Raw genomic sequence first — 14,908 nt, forward strand, 5'->3', positions numbered from 1 at the left:
CTATCCCTTCCGACGGTGACGCAGGTGGTCGTCGACCCGTGCCGCGGCGAGGCCGCCGGAGACGAGCACCGGTGGGATGCCGACGCCGGGGACGGTGGCACTGCCGCCGAGGGCGAGGTTCGGCACGCCGGGCCACACGTTCGGGGTGCGCAGCGGCCCGGTCTGGCTCACCGTGTGCGCTGCCGAGAACGGGGTGCCCGCGGGCAGCCCGGCCCGCAGCCAGGTGCCGGGATGGTCGATGCGCAGCACCCGCATCGACGCCAGACCGTGATGGCGGCGGCCGTCCAGCTCGGCGAGGAACTCCGCGACGTACGGCTCGGCCAGGACCTCCCAGTCCAGCTGCGCGGACTGCAGGTTCGGGGTCGGCGCCAGCACCGACACCGACTCGTGGCCGTCGACGACGAAGGTGTCCGGGTCGGTGACCGCCGGCCGGGTCAGCAGGAACGAGCCGTCGGACATGAGCCGGCCCGGGGTGCCGGTGAGCTCGGCGAAGGTCTGCGTCCACGCCGCGCCGAAGTCGAGGGTGTGATGACCGGCCCGCCAGCCGGCCGCGACCTCGGCCGGGACGAGCCCGTGCACGACCACCGCGCTGGGCGAGTAACGCAAGCGAGGCCGTCTGCCCGATGCGCCGAGCAGATCCGCGACGGTGTCGCGCTCGAGGGTCGCGACGACGGCGTCGGCCGCCAGCCGGTGCGAGTCGACGATGACGCCGGAGACCGTGCCGTCGACGCGGCGCAGGATGCGATCGACGCGGGCCCCGTACTCGACGGCGACTCCGGCGTCGGTGAGGGCGGCGGCGAGCACCTCGCCGATCCGGCCCATGCCGCCTGCCGGGGCCGACAGCCCGCGGCCGATGTCCATGTCGGCGATGATCGCGTAGATCGCCCGCGCACGATGCGGCGGAACCCCGGCGTAGAGGGCCTGGAAAGTGAAGGCGCGCTGCAGGCGCGGATCGGTGATGAAACGACCGACCGCGCCGGTCAGTCCGCGGAGGGCACCGAGGCCGACGAGCAGCCGGGCGGCGCGACGGGTCGGCGCACCGGCCAGGTCGCCGAGACCGTCGTAGTTGCGGTCGATGAAGACCTCGTACTCGGCGTCGTACACCTGCCGCAGCCAGGTCAGCAGCTCTCGGGTGCCCGCGGCGGCGACGGGACCGAACACCTGCTCGACGGCGGCGGGGATCGCGTGCGGATCCCGGGGGATCGACAGCGACGAGCCGTCCGCATAGTTCATGACGTACCCGGGGTCGACGTTCTTCAGAGCCAGCCGCGAGCGGGCCTCGTCGCGGGGGACGCCGAGTACTTCGAGTGCGTCGACGATCAGTTCGGGCATGGTGAGAACCGTTGCGCCGGTGTCGAATCGGTGACCGTCGATGGTCTCGGTGCGGACCAGCCCGCCGGGACCGGACTCCGCTTCGAGCACGGTGACCTCGTGCCCGGCCGCACGCAGGTGGGCCGCCGCGGTCAGGCCCGACAGGCCCGCCCCGATGACGATGACGTGGGAGGTCATCGGCTCACCGCTGCCGATGGGTGATGCGGCGGCCGAGCTGCGCCAGATCGGCGCGGGCCCGGTCGGTGACGTCGAGGGCGTCGATCCCGCGCAGCGCCGACTCCAGCCGGTCGTCGATCTGCGCTTCGACGGCGGCCAGGGCGCCGGACTCGGTCAGCACTGCCCGCGCCGCCGCGAGCTCGTCGGCGGTCAGCTCGCGACCGATGCTCGACCGCAGCACGTGCTGCCCGGCGCGGGTGGCGCGCTGCAGTCCCTCGGCCAGCAGTGCCGTCCGCTTCCCCTCGACGAGATCGTCGCCGGAGGGCTTGCCGGTCTGCGCCGGATCGCCGAAGACACCGAGGACGTCGTCGCGCAGCTGAAAGGCGACCCCGAGATCGATGCCGATGCCGTGCAGGCGCCCGGACAGCTCGTCGTCGGCGCCGGCCAGCGCGGCGCCGAGCTGAAGCGGGCGGGCGACCGTGTACGCCGCGGTCTTGTACTCCATCACGCGGTAGGCGGCGACGATCGACTCGTCGCCTGCGGACTCGTTGGTGATGTCGAGGAGCTGACCGCCCAGCACCTCGGTCCGCATCTGCGACCACACCTGCGCGACCGGCCGCGGCAGCGGCCGCTGGTCGGCCCAGTCGGCGGTCGGGGCGAGACCGTGGACCAGATCGTCGGCCCAGGCCAGGGCGAGATCGCCGAGCAGGATGGCGGCGCCGACCCCGAAATGCGCGGGGTCGCCGGTGAAGCCGCGTGCGGCGTGGGAGGCCTCGAATCGACGGTGGGCGGTCGGTCGGCCGCGGCGGGTGTCGGAGCGGTCGAGGATGTCGTCGTGGATCAGCGCGCACGCCTGGATCAGTTCGATGGCCGCGCCGACCCGCAGCACCAACGACTCCTCGTCGGAGTCGGTGGCATCTGAGTCGGTGGCATCGGAGTCGGCGCCGTCCGGGTCGACCCCGTCCGGGTCTGCATCCGGGCGCCCGCACTGCCAGCCGGCGAACACGAACAGCGGCCGGACCCGCTTGCCCCCGGTGAGCACGAAGTCGGTGAGCACCTCACCGGCTTCGGCGACGACCGGATAGATGTCGGCGAGCGTCGCTCGGTTGGCTGCGAAGTACTTCGCCAGCACCTCGTCGACTGCCGCGGGCACCGCCGCAATGTTGACCACGACAGGCAACGTTACCGGTCGCAGACGGCCGCACCGACCGGGCGCGGGCGCCGCGGTGACCGGCGGCACAGGCCGGGCGGCGGTGGCGCCGAGCCCCGGCCCGGCGTCCGTATGATGGAGCAGGTGACCGATCCGATCCTTACCGGCCCCGATGTCCGCGCTCACGCTGGACAGTCGGTGGTCGAGCGTCTGGCCGACCCCCACTCGGGGCCGGTGCCGTTCTCCGTCGAGTTCTTCCCCCCGCGAAACGCCGAGGAGGAAGGTCGTCTGTGGCGCGCGGTCCGGATCTTCGAACGAATGAACCCCGCGTTCGCGTCGATGACCTACGGCGCGGGCGGGTCGACGCGCGATCGCACCGTCCGGATCGCCGGGCAGATGGCCACGGAGACCACCCTGCTGACGGTGGCGCACCTGACCGCGGTCAACCACAGCATCGACGAGCTGCGCGGGCTGGTCGGCGCCTATGCCGACAAGGGCATCGTGAATCTGCTGGCGCTGCGCGGCGACCCGCCCGGCGATCCGCTGGGCGAGTGGATCAAGCACCCGGCCGGCGTCTCCTACGCCGAGCAGCTCGTCCGGTTGATCGCCGAGCTCGGTGACTTCCACGTCGGCGTCGCATCCTTCCCCGAGGGGCATCATCGGGCGCCGAACCTGGCGGCCGACACCGGCAACTTGGTCCGCAAACTCCGGGCGGGCGCCGAGTACTCGGTGACGCAGATGTTCTTCGACGTCGACGACTACCTCCGGCTCCGTGACCGACTGGTCGCCGCCGACCCGGAGCAGGGCGCGAAACCGCTGATCCCGGGGATGATGCCGATCACCTCCCTGGCGTCGGCGCGCCGGATGACCGAGCTGTCGGGCAGCAAGATCCCGCCGGCCATCGAGGAGCGCCTGGCCCGCGCGGCAGGCGACGGCCCCCAGGAAGATCGTGCGGCCGTCCGCGAGGTCGGCATCGACCTGTGCGCCGAGGCGTCCCTGCGGCTGATCTCCGAGGGCGTGCCGTGCCTGCACTTCTGCACGCTGAACTTCGCCAAGGCCACCAGCGAGGTGCTCGAGCGCATCGGCATCGACACCCGCGGCGCACTCGCCGGGGTCTGAGCGCCGGGGTCTGGCCGCGCCCGGTCAGACCGGCTTGCGGTCGGACGCGGGCTTCTCGCCGGGCACCTCGTCCCGGTCGGCGGCGCCCGCGGTCCGGTCGCGCAGCCTGCGCAGCGCGGCGGGCCGGAGGGTCGAGCCGGTGGTCGCGCCCGGTCGCGGGGTGCGGTCGCGACTCTGGTACGCCGCGTACACGACCATCGCCACCACGATCGCGCACAGCAGCGCCATGAACCAGCTCCAGCTGGGCACCGCCGCGGTCGCGGGGTCCGGATACTCGGAGTCGGCCTGCAGATCGACGTTCTGACCGGGCTGCGGAGTCCAGACGACCGTGTTCGAGCCGAGCTGACGACCGTTGGTCGCGACCACGTCGCCGCCGAAGGTGATGGTGATCTCGAAGTAGGTCGATTCCGCCTCGACGCCGGTCAACGACGTCGAGCCGCGGAACCGGACGATGTCGCCGCTGCGCGTCGACTTGAAGTCGACCGTCGCGCCGGGGTCGGGCAGCGCGGCCGCGATGATGTCGCCGAGCTGGTTGAACTGGCCTGCAGACAATCGGTCGAAGGTCAGCTCCGCGCCGACCTTGCCCGCGGGCGACTGGGCGGGTGAGCCGCCGCTGCGTGGGGCGGGGGAGGCGGGCGGCGTCGAGGTCTGGTCGGCGGCCGGGTAGTCGGCCGTCCAGACCTGGTTGCCGAGCGAGGCCGGGATGTCGAACGCGGGCTTCTGCGGATGCAGTTCGGGCGAGGTCGCGACGATCACGGTGCCCGAGAACTGGTCGCCGACGGTCGTCGACTTGGTCAGGCAACCGCTGAGCAGGGGGATCAACGACAGCAGTCCGACAAGAGCGAGCAGGGGAGCGCGGCGGATCGAGGTCACCGACTCATCGTGCCAGACGAGGAGCGTCGCGACGGCGGTGCGGCCGCGGTGCGTCGGAAGTCCGCGGTGCGGTGAATCGAGAGCGGGTGGCCGCCGATTCAGGTGGCGCGGGGCGGCGGCAGCGGGAGCCCGCGGCCCAGGAAGGCGAAGGGGCGGGCGTCGCCGACGAAGGTGAAGTCTCGCAGCACGTCGCCGAAGCCGAGCCGCCGATACAGGCTCCACGCGCGATTGTCCTCACCGCGCACCTCGGGCGTCGACAGCAGGACCTTGGCCTCGGTGCGGTCGGCGAGCAATGCGGTGAGCAGTCGTTCGCCGACGCCCCGGCCCTGGCCGACGGGGTGCACGTGCAGTTCGGTGAGCTCGAAGTAGTCGCGCGTGAACTCGCGGGCCTCGCTCGCGGGAACGCCTGCCCGCAGCAGCCCCGCGTAGAGCTGGCGGTTCCACCACTGGTCCGGTGCGCCCCGGTAGCCGTAGGCCACCCCGATCAGCACCTCGCGGTCGGACGCCGCCAGCGGTGTGCGCACGCGCAGCGGGGTATAGGTGGGGCGCAGCGAATCCAATGCCGACAGCGTGGTGAACGCGCCGTAGGCGGCCCAGCCGGGCCGAGCGATGTGGTCTCGCCACAGCGGTGTCCGGCCGGCCTCGCTGCCGCGCGGATAGTGCATCGCGGTGATGTAGACGTGCACGGCCGGGTCGAGCCACAGATGAGACAGTTCGGCGGGCAGCGCGCTGATCCGCACCGGAGCCGAGGTCAGATGTGACAGCATCGCCAGTCCTTTCCTCCGGTGTCGCGGTACAGCCTTTGGGAGGATAACCGCACTTGTCGCCGCGGCTGCATCCGGCTACGATAAATCATCGAACTGATGTTCGCATCAGGCCGATGGAACCGGTGGCCCGGCGATGGGGAAGACATCGCCGGGCCACCGTCGTTCGCATCGGGTGCGGGGCCGATGTCGTACCCCTCTGTCATGGTCGTGTCAAACGCCTCGGGGCGCTCGGGGCGACGACGGAAGGGGAGTTGCGGTGCGAGGACGACAGGTCACCGGTCGGCGATCCACCGAACGGCATCTCTCGGTCGCGGCTGCTCGCTCGCGTGGCACCGAAGCCGATCCGCGTCTGGTCAACCGCGGTCGCGGCCTGCTCGAGCGTGCCGAGCAGCTCTTCGACCAGGCCGCGACCGTCGGCGACGACGAAGCCGAACGCTTCCGGCTGCTCTACCTCGCGGCCATTCGTGCGGCCGGGGCGGTGCTGGAGGTCTGCGAGCCGGCCCGGCGTCGTCGCGGTGCGGCCGACGCCTGGAGTCGGGTGAAGGCGTACGCGCCGCAGTGCGCCGAACTCGCCGAGTACTTCGGCGGACTGTCGACGATGCGGGCACACGTCGAGGCGGGGCTGGTCAGGTCCATCGACCCGACGCTCTGTGCGCGGGTCGAGCGACGTGCCGTCGAGTTCCTCGACGTCGCAGATTCGACGCTCCTGGCCTACGAGCAGGGCAAGTGCGGTGCCCGGCCGGGTGCCGTGCGCGGAACTGTGGCGTGATTGTCAACGCATAGTCGCGCAATAGTGGTAGTGCGGCGCCCGGGCTCGTATCATGGTCGGTAGGGGCTGAGAACCGACAACTCACCCATGACCAGTAAGGGAGGAGCGGTGCCGCTTTCCGAGCACGAGCAGCGCATGCTCGATGAGATAGAGAGCGCTCTCTACGCCGAAGACCCGAAGTTCGCGTCGAGTGTGACCCGTCACCGGGTTCGCTTGCCGAACGCGCGTCGTCGGATCGTGGTCGCGCTCGGTGTATTGGCTGGACTCGCTTTGCTGGTCGGCGGATTGATGGTCGACCTCGAGGTCGGCGGACTCAAGATCTTGAGCTTCGTTGGATTTCTAGTGATGTTCGGCGCCGCCGTCTACGGACTCGTGGGCGGACGCGGTGGGGCGCCCGGACCGGTCTCCGGTCAGGCGCCGAAGAAGGGCAAGTCTGGAGCTGCGGGCGGTCACGGCTCGCTGAGCCAGCGGATGGAACACCGATTCAATCGTCGATTCGAGGGAGGAGATCGCGACTTGTGAGTCGCGGTCGGCGGGTGCGTCAGCGCTCGTGACTCCCGTCTAGGGATCTCTGATGAGGCGGGGTCGCCACTTCCGAAAGGAAGCGGCGACCCCGCCTTTCGTCGTCGGTCGGGCCGCCGATCCCCACTTCGCCCCACGCCGATTCCCACTTCGCCCCACGCCGGTCCCCACTTCACCCCACAACCGGCTCGACAGCCGTGAATCGCCCTTGAAATGCGGTCACAACTAGCACTTCTGTATGTTTCTGCCACTTTGGACACGCGGTGCCTGCGCGCCGATTCCTGAGAGTTGCATGAAACGTCAAGCCTTTGACCTGCGGATATCGCTTGGCAGTCCACCGTGGTGGGGATTGTTGGGTGGAAAGTGGTGGAAAGTGGGGTACTGTGGGCATCACTGGGTGACGGGGGGTCGAAACCGCTGATCCTGGGAGGGTGAGGAGGCATCGACGTGGCTCGTTTCGTCGGTACCTACACGCCCAAGCTCGACGACAAGGGGCGGCTCACGCTGCCTGCGAAGTTTCGCGACGCATTGGCAGGAGGGGTCATGGTCACACGTAGCCAGGACCGGAGCCTGTCGGTGTACCGCGCCGAGGAGTTCGACGCCATCGCAGAGAAGGCGGTGACGGCGTCGCGCAACGACCCGGAGGCCCGCGCCTTTCTGCGGTACTTCTTCGCAGGCGCGGACGAACAGCGGCTCGACGGTCAGGGGCGAGTGAACCTCTCGGCCGAGCATCGCGACTACGCAGGTCTGACGAAGGAATGCGTGGTCATCGGCTCGTACGACCACCTGGAGATCTGGGACGCGCAGAGTTGGCGCGACTACCAGGCCCAGCACGAGGAGGCGTTCTCGTCTGCGGGATCGTCGGCCCTCGACACGATCCTCTGACGGGGTCGGCATCACACGTGAATTGAACATCGGAGATCACGGCCGCTGCGGTGAGTCGAGGCCTCGGTCCGATCGGCCCTGACGTACTTCCCCAACGTCAGGTCTGCTCGGGCGGGGACCCCGTCTCATCGCAGTCTTCATCACCGGCGATGCGCGTGATCTTCACAGGTTCGGCATCGAGGGCCGCCGGGAGGTCCTCACGGCACGGTCTACTCACGGCAGGAGGGTGCAGGTGAACGCATCGCAGCAGGGCGAGCACGGGCACATTCCCGTGATGGCCGATCGCATGTTCGCGCTGCTGCAGCCGGCCCTCACGCGAGTCGCGGACGACGGCACGGACGCGGTGATGGTCGACGGCACGCTCGGTGCGGGCGGCCACAGCGAGTACTTCCTCGACCGGCTTCCGGGCCTGCGCGTGCTCGCGATCGACCGTGACACCGCGGCGCTGGAGTCCGCGGCGGAGCGCCTCGCACGGTTCGGCGACCGGATCGAGTTCCACCATCACCGGTACGACGAGATCGGCGCCGTGGTCGAGGCCGCGGGACGACGGACCGTCGACGGGGTCCTCCTCGATCTCGGCGTGTCGTCGATGCAACTGGACCAGGCCGAGCGGGGATTCGCCTACGCCGTCGACGCGCCCCTGGACATGCGGATGAACGCCGACGACGATCTCACCGCGGCGGACGTCCTCAACACCTACGATCACGGTGCGCTGGCACGGGTGCTCAGCGAGTACGGCGAGGAGCGCTTCGCGGGCAAGATCGCCTCCGCGGTCCTGCGCGAACGCGCGAAGGAACCGTTCACCACCAGCGGCCGCCTCGTGGAACTGCTGTACGCGACGATCCCCGCCGCGACCCGTCGCACCGGCGGTCATCCGGCCAAGCGGACCTTTCAGGCGCTTCGGATCGAGGTCAACCACGAGCTGGACTCGCTGCGCGCGGTGATCCCGGCCTCCCTCGACGTGCTCGCGGTCGGTGGACGACTGGCCGTGATGAGCTATCAATCGCTCGAGGACCGCATCGTCAAGCGAGACTTCGCCCGCGCCGTCGCCAACACGACGCCGGCCGGCCTGCCGATGGACCTGCCCGGGACGGCGCCCCGGTTCTCGCTCATCACTCGCGGCGCCGAGCAGGCCGATGCCGCTGAACGCGAAGCGAATCCGCGGTCGGCGCCGGTTCGGATCCGTGCCATTGAACGCATCGCCGCCGACGATCCGGACGACGGCGGCACCTCGGGAGGAAGGGAGAGGCCGTGACGCTGACCGACACTCGCACCGCCACCGGTGCGCGCGAGAACTCCACTCGACCGCGCCGCGCGGGAGTCGCGGCCGGTGAACGGGCGTCACGGTCGAAGGCTGCGCAGCGTGCGCTCGACCGCCGCAGTCGGCGTGAGCGAACGGGCGGGAAGCTCCCGCTGACCGGCCGGCGGATCGTCGGCATGCCGATGGTGGTCCCGGTGCTGATGCTCGTGCTCGGCGCGCTGGCCCTGACCCTGTTCCTGACGACGAAGTCGGCGCAGGACTCGTACGCGATCAATGCCCTGCGTAAGCAGAATCAGGAACTCCTGGCCCGTGCCAGCGCTCTCAAGGCCGACGTCGACGCCGGCGATCAGGCGCCGGCGCTGGCCAAGGCGGCCGCTCGGCAGGGGATGGTTCCGGCCCTCGACTCGGCAGAGATCGTGGTCGGCGCCGACGGCAAGGGGCGCCTGCGCGGCACCCCGACCGCCGCGACCGGCAAGGCGCTGCCCGATCTGAACCCCGAACCCGACCCGGTCGAGAAGATCGACAAGAACAAGGTCGACGACTCGGTGGGCCTGGGCGGTGACGGCGGCACGGATCAGCAGTCGTCGGCGGCGCCCAGTTCGGCGCCGAACCCGGCCCCGCGGCCGGCGCCGAACCCGACGCCGTCCACGGTGCGGGTCCCGGCCGGTCCGCTGCCCGGGACGTCGGTGCGTCCTGACAACCGGACCCGCGTGAGCGTGACGACGAATGTCGCGCCGCCGCCCGCCACGCCGCGACCCAATACCGCACCCGCGCGTTGATGCGGGGGACAATCGGTTGATCATGACCCGAACTGCTTCCCCGCGCCCGACCGGTCGGAGGCCGGATGGACCGGCACTCGGCGGACGCAACCGCGCGGCCTCGCCGCCACCCCGACCGCCTCGGCGTTCCGGCGGCGGAGGGGACGACGGGCCGTCGCCGTTCATCGTGCGGCAGCGCGTCCTGTGGGCGATCCTGCTGTCGTTCGTGCTGGTGATCTCCGGCCGGATGCTCTACGTCCACGTGATCGCTGCGGACTCGATCGCGGCCCAGGCCGCCCAGCAGCGGTCGGTCACCGACATCCTGCCCGCGGTCCGCGGCAGCATCGTCGATCGCAACGGCAGGCTGCTGGCGCACACCGACGACGCGCGAGCGCTGACCTTCCAACCCAAGGCAGTGCGCAAGCAGATCGCCGAGGCGCACCGGCAGGATCCGGCGGTTCCCGGGGTCGACGTCCGGCTCAAGCAGATCGCCGACGGCGTGTCGTCCGCGCTCGGCGGCAGCATCGCGTCGGCGGACCTGCTGGCGCAGCTCAAGTCCGACAAGGACTTCGTCTACCTGGCCCGACTGGTGTCGTTGGACGTGACGAAGAAGATCCAGGACGAGTTCCCCGAGGTCGGCGCCGAGCGGCAGAGCAACCGCCTCTATCCGGGCGGGTCGCTGGCGGCCAACCTGGTCGGCGACGTCAACTTCGACGGCAACGGGCTGATCGGGCTGGAATCGTCGCTCGACTCGGTCCTGGCGGGCACCAACGGGACCGAGACCTTCGACCGGGGGCGCGACGGCGCGGTGATCCCGGGCAGCAAGCGCAACGTGCATCCGGCGGTGGACGGCAAGACCGTGCACCTGACCATCGACTCGGATCTGCAGTGGTTCGTCCAGAGCCAGGTGAATCTCGCCAAGCAGCGATCGGGCGCCCACAACGTCTCGGCGGTCGTGCTCGACGCCAAGACCGCCGAAGTGCTCGCCATGGCGAACGACAACACCTTCGACCCGTCGCGGCCCCTGTCCGAACAGACCAAGGCCGACCTCGGCAACCGATCGGTCACCTCGCCCTTCGAGCCGGGGTCGGTCAACAAGCTCGTGACCGCTTCGGCGGCGATCGAGTACGGCGTCACCAATCCCGACGAGGTCCACCAGGTGCCCGGATCCATCCGGATGTCGGGCATCACGGTCAACGACGCGTGGGCGCACGGCACCGCCCCGTTCACCACCACGGGCATCTTCGGCAAGTCGTCGAACGTCGGGACCCTGATGCTGGCGCAGAAGGTCGGGGAGGAACGGTTCGCCGACATGCTGTCCCGGTTCGGGTTGGGGCAGCGCACCGGCGTCGGCCTGCCCGGCGAGAGCCCCGGAGCGGTGCCCGCGCTGAGCCAGTGGTCGGGCGGCTCGTTCGCCAACCTGCCGATCGGGCAGGGCCTGTCGACGACGCTGCTGCAGATGACCGGCATGTATCAGGCGATCGCCAACGACGGCGTGCGCATTCAGCCGCGGATCATCGCCTCCGACGACGACGAGGAGGCGGGGGTGCCCGCACCCGAGTCGGTGCGGGTGGTGAGCCCCCGGACGGCGAAGACCGTGCGGGACATGTTCCGCGCCGTGATGCAGAAGGACCCGAACGGGGTGCAGAGCGGCACCGGCTACTCCGGCGCCATCCCCGGCTACCAGACCTCGGGCAAGACCGGTACCGCCCAGCAGGTCGATCCGGCGTGCAACTGCTACTCGCGGTCCAGCTACAACATCACGTTCGCCGGGATCGCCCCCGCCGACGATCCGCGGTTCGTGATCGGCGTGATGATGGACAATCCGGTGCGCAGTTCGGACGGCGGCGGCGGACAGTCGGCGGCCCCGCTGTTCGGCACCATCGGCTCATGGCTGCTGCGGCACGATCAGGTGCCCTTCTCGGCCGAACCCGCCCCGCGCCTGCGACTGGAGGCGTGAGCGGCACGGAATCCACGGTAGATTCATGTGTCGTCGCGAACGCGAACCGGCGCCCGAACGGGCCCGCGGCGCCGACGACACGACCGCGGCCGACTGTGAACGGGCGCAACAACGACATCGAGGCGGAGGTCAGAGGGTAGTGGTGGAGCCGCGAGCCGGTGAGGGCAGCAGCGGGCCGATTCGGCCCGAGCACAATCGACCGGTGGCACTGGGGGTGCTGGCGCAGCAGTCGGGACTGCGACTCGACGGCGCCGACGTCGAGGTGTCGGGAGCGACGCTGCGCGCCCAGGACGCGGGAGCGGGCTACCTGTTCGCCGCGCTGCCCGGCGACCGGACCCACGGCGCCCGCTACGCAGCGCAGGCGCAAGCCGCCGGCGCCGCCGCGGTGCTGACCGACTCCGCCGGACTGGAACTGGTCCGCGGTGCGGGACTGGAGCTGCCGGTGCTGGTCCATGAGCAGCCGCGGACCGTCCTGGGCGAGGTCTCGTCGCGGATCTACGGCGATCCGTCGGCGAAGCTGACGTTGATCGGGATCACCGGCACCTCCGGAAAGACCACGACCTCGTACCTGGCCGAAGCCGCGCTCCGCGCAGCCGGACGGGTGGTGGGACTGGTCGGCACCGTCGAGATCCGCATCGACGGCACCGTGGTGCCGAGCACGCTGACGACCCCCGAGGCGCCGGATCTGCAGCGTCTGTTCGCCGTCATGGTCGAGCGCGGTGTCGACACCGTCGTCATGGAGGTCTCCAGCCATGCGCTGGCGCTCGGGCGAGTGGACGGCACCCGGTTCGCGGTCGGCGGTTTCACCAACCTCTCGCAGGACCACCTCGACTACCACAAGACGATGGACGAGTACTTCGCCGCCAAGGCCCGGCTGTTCGCCGACGGCTCGCCGGTCCAGGCGCAGCAGGCCGTGATCTGCATCGACGACGAGTGGGGCGGGCGGATGACCGAGGTGGTCGCGGCCGCGGCCGAGTCGGCGATTACCGTGTCGACCACCGGTCCGGCCGACTGGTCGGTGCTGCGGGTGCTGCGCAGCGATCCGGGGTCGCAGACGGTTCTCATCGGCACACCGCAGGGCGCCGAACTGGAGATGACGGTGCCGCTGCCCGGCGCGTACAACGTCGCGAACGCGCTGCTGGCCGTCGCCGCGTGCGCCGCCGCGGGCGTCGACGCGGCGGAGGCGATCGCCGGGCTGGCTCGCGTCGCGGTGCCCGGAAGGCTCCAGAAGGTCGAAGGCGGACAGGACTTCCTCGCGGTCGTCGACTACGCGCACAAGCCGGCCGCGGTGGAGGCGGTTCTCGCCACGCTCCGCCGACAGACCAGCGGTGCCATCGCCGTCGTGCTCGGCGCGGGCGGCGACCGCGACACCGAGAAGCGTCCCCTGATGGGCGCGGCCGCCGCGCGCGGGGCCGACCTGGTCATCGTCACCGACGACAACCCGCGGTCGGAGCGCCCCGCCGACATCCGCGCGGCCGTCCTGGCGGGTGCGCGGCAGGTGCGCGAGGGCGGCGAGATCCGGGAGATCGGGGACCGCCGCGAGGCGATCGCCGCGGCGCTCGAGTGGGCCGGGCCGGGCGACGTGGTCCTGGTGGCGGGCAAGGGACACGAGACCGGGCAGGAGATCGACGGCGTCAAGCACCCGTTCGACGACCGCGAGGTGCTCGCCGAACTGCTGGCCGCCGCACCGACCGGTACGCCGGCGCCCCTGCGGGTCCTGCTCGCAGATCCCACGGCCGACATCGGTCGGGCGCGCATGCTGGTCCGCGAGCTCGTGGAGTCGGCCGCCGACAGCGGCGCGGGAAGCGCGCACCGGGGCGCCGCCCGCGCGCATCGCACCTGGGTCGTCTTCGGTGAGTTCGACGACGGACAGGGCCGCGACGAGAACATCCGCTGCCTGGAGCACGACGGCCTCGGCAGGCAGATCGTCCGCCTGGCGGTCGACAAGGTGATCGCCGTCGGCGACACCGTGCGCGCCGTTCGCGCCCTCCACCAGGGCGCGGTCATGGAGGGATCGTGGGGCGACGAGGCGGTGCTGGCGCCGTCGGTCGACGGCGTCGTCGAACTGCTGCGCACCCGCCCCGACGAGGCACCCGCCGCCGGCGACCTCGTGTTGATGTCGGCGGGTGAACTTGGGGATCGTCTGCTGGCCTACTGGCGCGACGAGGTCGGCCTCACCGTCGAGGTGCTCACCCGATGACCGGCGGACCCCGCCCGCCGCGATAGATTCGATGTTTACCGGTACCGACGAGTAAGGACTTGCAGTGACCCAGATATTGATCGCGGGCGCGATCTCGCTGGCAGTGTCGATTCTGCTGACGCCCGTGTTGATCAAGGTGTTCTCCCGGCAGGGTTTCGGCCAGGAGATCCGGGTCGACGGTCCCCAGAGTCATCAGGCCAAGCGCGGCACACCGTCGATGGGCGGCGTGGCGATCGTGGCGGCGCTGTGGCTCGGCTACCTGGGCGCGCACCTGTTCGGCTTCCTCGAGGACGGCAGCGGGCCGTCGGCGTCGGGACTGCTGGTGCTGGGGCTGGCGACCGCGCTGGCCGCGGTCGGCTTCCTCGACGACTTCATCAAGATCTACAAGTCGCGGAACCTCGGACTCAACAAGACCGCCAAGTCGGTGGGCCAGATGATCGCCGCGGTGATCTTCGGCGTCCTGCTGTTGCAGTTCCCGAACGCCGAGGGACAGACGCCGGCCAGCGAGTACCTGTCGTACACCCGTGACATCAACGTCATCTCGCTGACCGCGGTCGGCTTCGTCCTGTTCTGCTGGCTGGTGGTGGCGGCATGGTCGAACGCCGTCAACTTCACCGACGGGCTCGACGGCCTGGCCGCGGGTTCGGCCGCGATGGTGATGGGCGCCTACGTCCTCATCACCTTCTGGCAGTACCGCAATCCGTGTGCGCCGCTGCCCGCGAACGCCGAGAACGCCAGCGCCTGCTACGACGTCCGCGATCCGCTCGACCTCGCGATCGTCGCGGTCGCGGCGGGCGGCGCCTGCCTCGGGTTCCTGTGGTGGAATGCCGCGCCGGCGAAGATCTTCATGGGCGACACCGGTTCGCTGGCGCTCGGCGGTCTGGTGGCCGGACTGTCGCTGACCACCCGTACCGAGCTGCTGATGGTCGTCATCGGCGCGCTGTTCGTCGCCGAGATGGTCTCGGTGGTCGTGCAGATCATCTTCTTCCGCACCACCGGCAAGCGCGTCTTCCGCATGGCGCCCTTCCACCACCACTTCGAGTTGGGCGGTTGGGCCGAGACGACGGTCATCATCAGATTCTGGCTGCTGACGGCCATCTCGTGTGCGCTGGGCCTGACCCTGTTCTACGGCGAGTTCATCTCGCACGCGAGCTGA

Annotated in this window: 13 protein-coding genes; 9 read left to right on the forward strand and 4 right to left on the reverse strand. The window is 70.5% G+C overall.

What is annotated here, in order from left to right; genetic code table 11:
• Complete coding sequence (locus AAFO60_RS12375; protein WP_347956508.1) at positions 1 to 1,509, reverse strand: phytoene desaturase family protein; 1,509 nt, start codon at positions 1,507 to 1,509, stop codon at positions 1 to 3.
• 4 nt (positions 1,510 to 1,513) lie between these two features.
• Positions 1,514 to 2,659, reverse strand: a complete 1,146-nt coding sequence (locus AAFO60_RS12380; RefSeq protein WP_347956509.1) for a polyprenyl synthetase family protein — start codon at positions 2,657 to 2,659, stop codon at positions 1,514 to 1,516.
• A 114-nt stretch (positions 2,660 to 2,773) separates the two neighbouring features.
• Here AAFO60_RS12380 and AAFO60_RS12385 point away from each other — a divergent pair, with 114 nt between their 5' ends.
• Positions 2,774 to 3,757 (forward strand): methylenetetrahydrofolate reductase, encoded by a 984-nt coding sequence (locus AAFO60_RS12385; protein ID WP_347956590.1) that lies wholly within the window; start codon positions 2,774 to 2,776, stop codon positions 3,755 to 3,757.
• A 24-nt stretch (positions 3,758 to 3,781) separates the two neighbouring features.
• On the opposite strand, the gene AAFO60_RS12390 is transcribed toward AAFO60_RS12385, so the two are convergent.
• Both AAFO60_RS12390 and AAFO60_RS12395 read right to left on the reverse strand, forming a co-directional pair.
• Positions 3,782 to 4,630, reverse strand: coding sequence for an LppM family (lipo)protein (locus AAFO60_RS12390; protein ID WP_347956510.1), 849 nt, complete (start codon positions 4,628 to 4,630; stop codon positions 3,782 to 3,784).
• A 98-nt stretch (positions 4,631 to 4,728) separates the two neighbouring features.
• Positions 4,729 to 5,397 carry a GNAT family N-acetyltransferase gene (locus AAFO60_RS12395; RefSeq protein ID WP_347956511.1) on the reverse strand — a complete coding sequence of 223 codons (669 nt, stop codon included), beginning with the start codon at positions 5,395 to 5,397 and terminating at the stop codon, positions 4,729 to 4,731.
• Between the two features lie 256 nt (positions 5,398 to 5,653).
• On the opposite strand from AAFO60_RS12395, the gene AAFO60_RS12400 reads away from it, so the two are divergent.
• The 8 genes from AAFO60_RS12400 (at position 5,654) to mraY (ending at position 14,908) form a co-directional block, all read left to right on the forward strand.
• The gene (locus AAFO60_RS12400; protein WP_347956512.1) at positions 5,654 to 6,166 is read left to right on the forward strand and encodes an SAV_6107 family HEPN domain-containing protein; all 513 of its coding nucleotides are present in this window, start codon (positions 5,654 to 5,656) and stop codon (positions 6,164 to 6,166) included.
• Positions 6,167 to 6,274: 108 nt separating this feature from the next.
• On the forward strand, positions 6,275 to 6,688 hold the full coding sequence (locus AAFO60_RS12405; RefSeq protein ID WP_347956591.1) for a DUF3040 domain-containing protein: 414 nt from the start codon (positions 6,275 to 6,277) through the stop codon (positions 6,686 to 6,688).
• Between the two features lie 447 nt (positions 6,689 to 7,135).
• A complete protein-coding gene (mraZ, locus tag AAFO60_RS12410) occupies positions 7,136 to 7,573 on the forward strand; it encodes a division/cell wall cluster transcriptional repressor MraZ (RefSeq protein ID WP_347956513.1) in 438 nt (145 codons plus the stop codon).
• Positions 7,574 to 7,805: 232 nt separating this feature from the next.
• The gene (gene rsmH / locus AAFO60_RS12415; RefSeq protein WP_347956514.1) at positions 7,806 to 8,828 is read left to right on the forward strand and encodes a 16S rRNA (cytosine(1402)-N(4))-methyltransferase RsmH; all 1,023 of its coding nucleotides are present in this window, start codon (positions 7,806 to 7,808) and stop codon (positions 8,826 to 8,828) included.
• Entirely contained in the window at positions 8,825 to 9,613 is a 789-nt protein-coding gene (locus AAFO60_RS12420; protein WP_347956515.1) for a hypothetical protein, read from the forward strand. The genes rsmH and AAFO60_RS12420 overlap by 4 nt, the downstream gene beginning before the upstream one ends.
• A gap of 22 nt (positions 9,614 to 9,635) precedes the next feature.
• Positions 9,636 to 11,552 carry a peptidoglycan D,D-transpeptidase FtsI family protein gene (locus tag AAFO60_RS12425; protein ID WP_347956516.1) on the forward strand — a complete coding sequence of 639 codons (1,917 nt, stop codon included), beginning with the start codon at positions 9,636 to 9,638 and terminating at the stop codon, positions 11,550 to 11,552.
• A 139-nt stretch (positions 11,553 to 11,691) separates the two neighbouring features.
• The gene (locus AAFO60_RS12430) at positions 11,692 to 13,752 is read left to right on the forward strand and encodes a UDP-N-acetylmuramoyl-L-alanyl-D-glutamate--2,6-diaminopimelate ligase (protein ID WP_432211706.1); all 2,061 of its coding nucleotides are present in this window, start codon (positions 11,692 to 11,694) and stop codon (positions 13,750 to 13,752) included.
• 64 nt (positions 13,753 to 13,816) lie between these two features.
• Entirely contained in the window at positions 13,817 to 14,908 is a 1,092-nt protein-coding gene (gene mraY, locus AAFO60_RS12435; RefSeq protein ID WP_347956518.1) for a phospho-N-acetylmuramoyl-pentapeptide-transferase, read from the forward strand.

Origin of the sequence: Gordonia aichiensis (assembly GCF_039946255.1) — a bacterium.
GTDB classification, from domain to species: Bacteria; Actinomycetota; Actinomycetes; order Mycobacteriales; family Mycobacteriaceae; genus Gordonia; species Gordonia aichiensis_A.

What these genes read in the sequence shown, in the direction of transcription:
- AAFO60_RS12375 (WP_347956508.1), bottom strand. Translation starts at nt 1,509, where the DNA reads ATGACCTCCCACGTCATCGTCATCGGGGCGGGCCTGTCGGGCCTGACC.
- AAFO60_RS12385 (WP_347956590.1), top strand. Translation starts at nt 2,774, where the DNA reads ATGGAGCAGGTGACCGATCCGATCCTTACCGGCCCCGATGTCCGCGCT.
- AAFO60_RS12395 (WP_347956511.1), bottom strand. Translation starts at nt 5,397, where the DNA reads ATGCTGTCACATCTGACCTCGGCTCCGGTGCGGATCAGCGCGCTGCCC.
- AAFO60_RS12425 (WP_347956516.1), top strand. Translation starts at nt 9,636, where the DNA reads ATGACCCGAACTGCTTCCCCGCGCCCGACCGGTCGGAGGCCGGATGGA.